The sequence below is a fragment of the uncultured Mycobacterium sp. genome (assembly GCF_964249325.1).
Classification (GTDB): domain Bacteria; phylum Actinomycetota; class Actinomycetes; order Mycobacteriales; family Mycobacteriaceae; genus Mycobacterium.
Map to the genome: position 1 here is coordinate 1 of NZ_CAXUCH010000168.1, position 3813 is coordinate 3813.

A 3813-nucleotide genomic window follows, 5' to 3' on the forward strand; every position below is an offset into this window, starting at 1 on the left:
GGCCGGGGTCATGGTGGCGGGCCCGGCGGTGGCGGCGTCCCCGGCGGCGGCGATTTCCGGGTGGCGGAGGCGGTCCCGGCGGAGGTGGCGGCCCTCACGTGGGTTTCGGGGTCCCAGGCCTCGGAGGTTTCGGTTTCTAACCCCACACGCAGTTAAACCGTCATCTGTAGTTCGCTTCCCGCTCAACACCGCGACGCAGTTAGCTAATGAGGGCCGCCTACATAGGGCGGTATGAGGTGCACCGTCTTCGGCACGGGCTATCTGGGGGCTACCCATGCTGCCGGGATGGCAGAGCTTGGGCACGACGTCGTCGGCGTCGACATCGATCCCGGCAAGGTGGCCAAACTGGCCGGCGGTGACATCCCCTTCTACGAGCCAGGGCTGCGAAAGACGTTGTCGGACAACATTGCTGCCGGCCGCCTGCGGTTCACCACCGACTACGATATGGCCGCCGACTTCGCCGACGCGCACTTCCTCGGTGTCGGCACTCCGCAAAAGAAAGGCGAGTACAGCGCCGACCTGCGCCAGGTACATGCCGTTATCGATGCACTGGTGCCGCGGTTGACCCGGCCAGCGGTCATCGTCGGAAAGTCAACCGTACCGGTCGGCACCGCCGCTGAGCTCGGCGAACGCGCGCGGAAGCTGGCGCCAGCGGGCGTCGACGTCGAAGTGGCCTGGAACCCGGAGTTTTTGCGGGAGGGCTTCGCGGTGCAGGACACGCTACGCCCGGACCGCATTGTTCTTGGCGTGCAACCGGATTCGTGCCGCGCCGAGCAGGCGGTTCGTGAGCTGTACCGACCGCTGCTGCAGGCAGGCGTGCCGTTTCTGGTGACGGACTTGCAGACAGCGGAGTTGGTCAAGGTTTCCGCGAATGCTTTTCTCGCGACGAAGATTTCGTTTATCAACGCGATCTCTGAGGTGTGCGAGGCCGTCGGTGCTGACGTCAGCTTGTTGGCCGACGCGCTCGGACACGACCCGCGGATCGGCCGCCGATGCCTGAACGCGGGCCTGGGTTTCGGCGGCGGCTGCCTGCCTAAGGACATTCGCGCGTTCATGGCACGCGCCGGCGAACTGGGGGCCGACCAGGCGCTGACTTTCCTGCGCGAGGTCGACAACATCAACATGCGCCGACGCACCCGGATGGTCGAATTGGCGACTGTCGCCTGCGGTGGCTCGCTGCTGGGCGCGAATATCGCCGTGCTGGGCGCCGCATTCAAACCCGAATCGGACGACGTGCGTGACTCGCCGGCGCTCAACGTCGCCGGCCAGCTCCAGCTCAACGGTGCCGCGGTCAACGTCTACGACCCCAAAGCCCTCGAAAACGCCCAGCGGGTTTTTCCGACGCTGAACTACGCGGTGTCGGTGGCTGAAGCCTGCGAACGCGCCGACGCGGTGCTGGTGCTCACCGAATGGCAGGAGTTCGTCGACCTCAACCCCGACGACCTCGCCGGCTGGGTGCGGGCCAAGGTCGTTGTCGATGGCCGCAACTGCCTGGATGTACGCCGGTGGCTACAAGCTGGCTGGCGGGTGCACTGCTTGGGCCGCCGCGTAGCCTAACCGCGTGGACTACGCGGCAGCATTCCTCGAGCAAAACCGCGCCTTCGGAGACGTCATCCGCAGCGGCGAGCAATCCACCCCTGTGCCGACCTGCCCCGGTTGGACCTTCAAGGAGCTGCTTCGCCACGTCGGCCGCGGCGACCGGTGGGCGGCGCAGATCATCACCGACCGCGTCGACCACTTTCTCGACCCCCGCACCGTCGAAGGCGGCAAGCCGCCGGTGGATCCCGACGAGGCGATCGCTTGGTTGCACGACGGCGCGCAGCGGCTCATCGACGCCGTCGAACAGGCCGGACTCGACGCACCAGTCTGGACTTTCATTGGGGACCGTCCGGCCTACTGGTGGATCCGCCGCCGACTGCATGAGGCGACCGTGCACCGCGCCGACGCCGCGCTCGCGCTGGGCGCCGAGTACACGCTGGAACCGGCGTTGGCCGCCGACGCGATCAGCGAATGGCTGGAACGGGTCGCCAGCCAGGCCGGCCGCGACGGCGAACCGCTGCCGCTCGAGCCGGGCAACACCGTGCATCTGCACGCCACCGACCCCGGCCTGGGCGCCTCTGGCGAATGGACCATCCATGCTGGCGACGGCAGGATCACCTGGGCGCACGAGCACGGCGAGGGCACGGTCGCGCTGCGCGGCGGTGCCGCCGACCTGCTGCTGGTCATGACGCGGCGGGTCCGGACAGACGACACCGATATCGCCGTGTTCGGTGAGCGTGCCGTGCTGCAGAACTGGTTGGACCACACGCCTTTTTAACTGTCCGGCACACGGTACTTTGCACACCATGACCACATCGGAAATCGCCACCGTTCTGGCGTGGCATGACGCGCTCAACGCCGCCGACTTCGACACCTTGGTGGCTTTGTCCAGCGAGGACATCGAAGTCGGCGGCGCCCACGGTGCCGTGCAAGGTCACGACGCGCTGTGCAAGTGGGCGGCTGAAACCAACACCACCGCCGAACCGGGCCGCATGTACGTCCATGACGGTGTCGTCGTCGTCGAAGAAACGATCAGCAGCCCGGACAATCCCGACGCCACCAGGACAGCCGCGTCGGCGTTTCGGGTGGTCCACGACCATGTCACTTCGGTGTTCCGCCATGACAACCTGGCGTCGGCGTTGGCGGCCACCGACCTCACCGAGGCCGACCTCGTCGACTGAGGAGTCATTGATGCGCGGAATCATCCTGGCCGGCGGCTCAGGCACGCGGCTGTATCCGATCACCATGGGTGTGAGCAAGCAATTGCTGCCTGTGTACGACAAGCCGCTGGTCTACTATCCGCTGTCCACTCTGATGATGGCCGGTATCCGCGACATACTGGTGATCACCGCTCCTCACGATGCGCCCGCCTTCCACCGCGTGCTCGGCGACGGCGCCATGTTCGGTATCAATATCAGCTACGCGTTTCAGGATCAGCCCGAGGGCCTGGCGCAAGCTTTCGTCATCGGCGCCCACCACGTCGGCACCGATACGGTGGCATTGGCGTTGGGCGACAACATCTTTTACGGTCCCGGTTTGGGCACCAGCCTGGGCCGCTTCGAAACTATCGATGGCGGAGCAATTTTCGCCTACTGGGTGGCCAACCCGTCGGCGTACGGCGTCGTCGAATTCGGCGATGACGGCATCGCGCTGTCAATCGAGGAGAAACCGGCCACACCGAAGTCGAACTATGCGGTGCCGGGCCTATATTTCTACGACAACGACGTGATCGAGATTGCCCGAGGCCTAAAGAAATCGGCGCGCGGCGAATACGAGATCACTGAAGTCAACCAGACTTACCTCAACCATGGCCGGTTGGCAGTCGAGGTGCTCGCCCGCGGCACCGCCTGGCTGGATACCGGGACGTTCGACTCTTTGCTCGACGCCAGCGACTATGTGCGCACCATCGAACGTCGGCAGGGCCTCAAGATCAGCATCCCCGAGGAAGTGGCGTGGCGGATGGGTTTCATCGACGACGAGCAGCTGGCCCGGCGCGCCCACACTCTGCTCAAGTCCGGCTATGGCCGCTACCTGCTGGAGCTGCTGGAACGACGCTGATTCCGCCGGACCGATGTCGTCGGGGTGTTGTCGCTAAATTGCGCCACCCACAACCGTCGGCGCGCAATACCCTGGGCGGAACACGATGACAACGCCACCCGACCCGCCGCCGATTCGTGGTTCGGCTGTGCTCGTCGTGGCCGTAGTCGCCCTTATCGCCGTCGCCGGAGTACTGGTCTTTTCCTGGAAGCATCAGCATGCCGCTGGGTCGGGACT

4 protein-coding genes are annotated in these 3813 nt (G+C 65.6%); all 4 read left to right on the plus strand.

Annotated features, from left to right (window positions below):
- The first annotated feature begins 231 nt into the window (after positions 1–231).
- Genes ACFE99_RS18125 through rfbA form a run of 4 tightly spaced genes read left to right on the plus strand, consistent with a single transcriptional unit; the run spans position 232 to position 3597 of the window.
- Positions 232–1557 carry a UDP-glucose dehydrogenase family protein gene (locus ACFE99_RS18125; RefSeq protein WP_375487677.1) on the plus strand — a complete coding sequence of 442 codons (1326 nt, stop codon included), beginning with the start codon at positions 232–234 and terminating at the stop codon, positions 1555–1557.
- A gap of 4 nt (positions 1558–1561) precedes the next feature.
- A complete protein-coding gene (locus ACFE99_RS18130; protein ID WP_375487679.1) occupies positions 1562–2317 on the plus strand; it encodes a maleylpyruvate isomerase family mycothiol-dependent enzyme in 756 nt (251 codons plus the stop codon).
- A 28-nt stretch (positions 2318–2345) separates the two neighbouring features.
- Positions 2346–2720 carry a nuclear transport factor 2 family protein gene (locus ACFE99_RS18135; protein ID WP_375487681.1) on the plus strand — a complete coding sequence of 125 codons (375 nt, stop codon included), beginning with the start codon at positions 2346–2348 and terminating at the stop codon, positions 2718–2720.
- Positions 2721–2730: 10 nt separating this feature from the next.
- On the plus strand, positions 2731–3597 hold the full coding sequence (rfbA, locus tag ACFE99_RS18140; protein ID WP_375487683.1) for a glucose-1-phosphate thymidylyltransferase RfbA: 867 nt from the start codon (positions 2731–2733) through the stop codon (positions 3595–3597).
- Positions 3598–3813 lie beyond the last annotated feature (216 nt).

Bases quoted from the DNA above. Each gene is read 5' to 3' on its own strand.
- rfbA (WP_375487683.1), top strand. From the start codon at position 2,731: ATGCGCGGAATCATCCTGGCCGGCGGCTCAGGCACGCGGCTGTATCCG.
- ACFE99_RS18135 (WP_375487681.1), top strand. From the start codon at position 2,346: ATGACCACATCGGAAATCGCCACCGTTCTGGCGTGGCATGACGCGCTC.
- ACFE99_RS18125 (WP_375487677.1), top strand. From the start codon at position 232: ATGAGGTGCACCGTCTTCGGCACGGGCTATCTGGGGGCTACCCATGCT.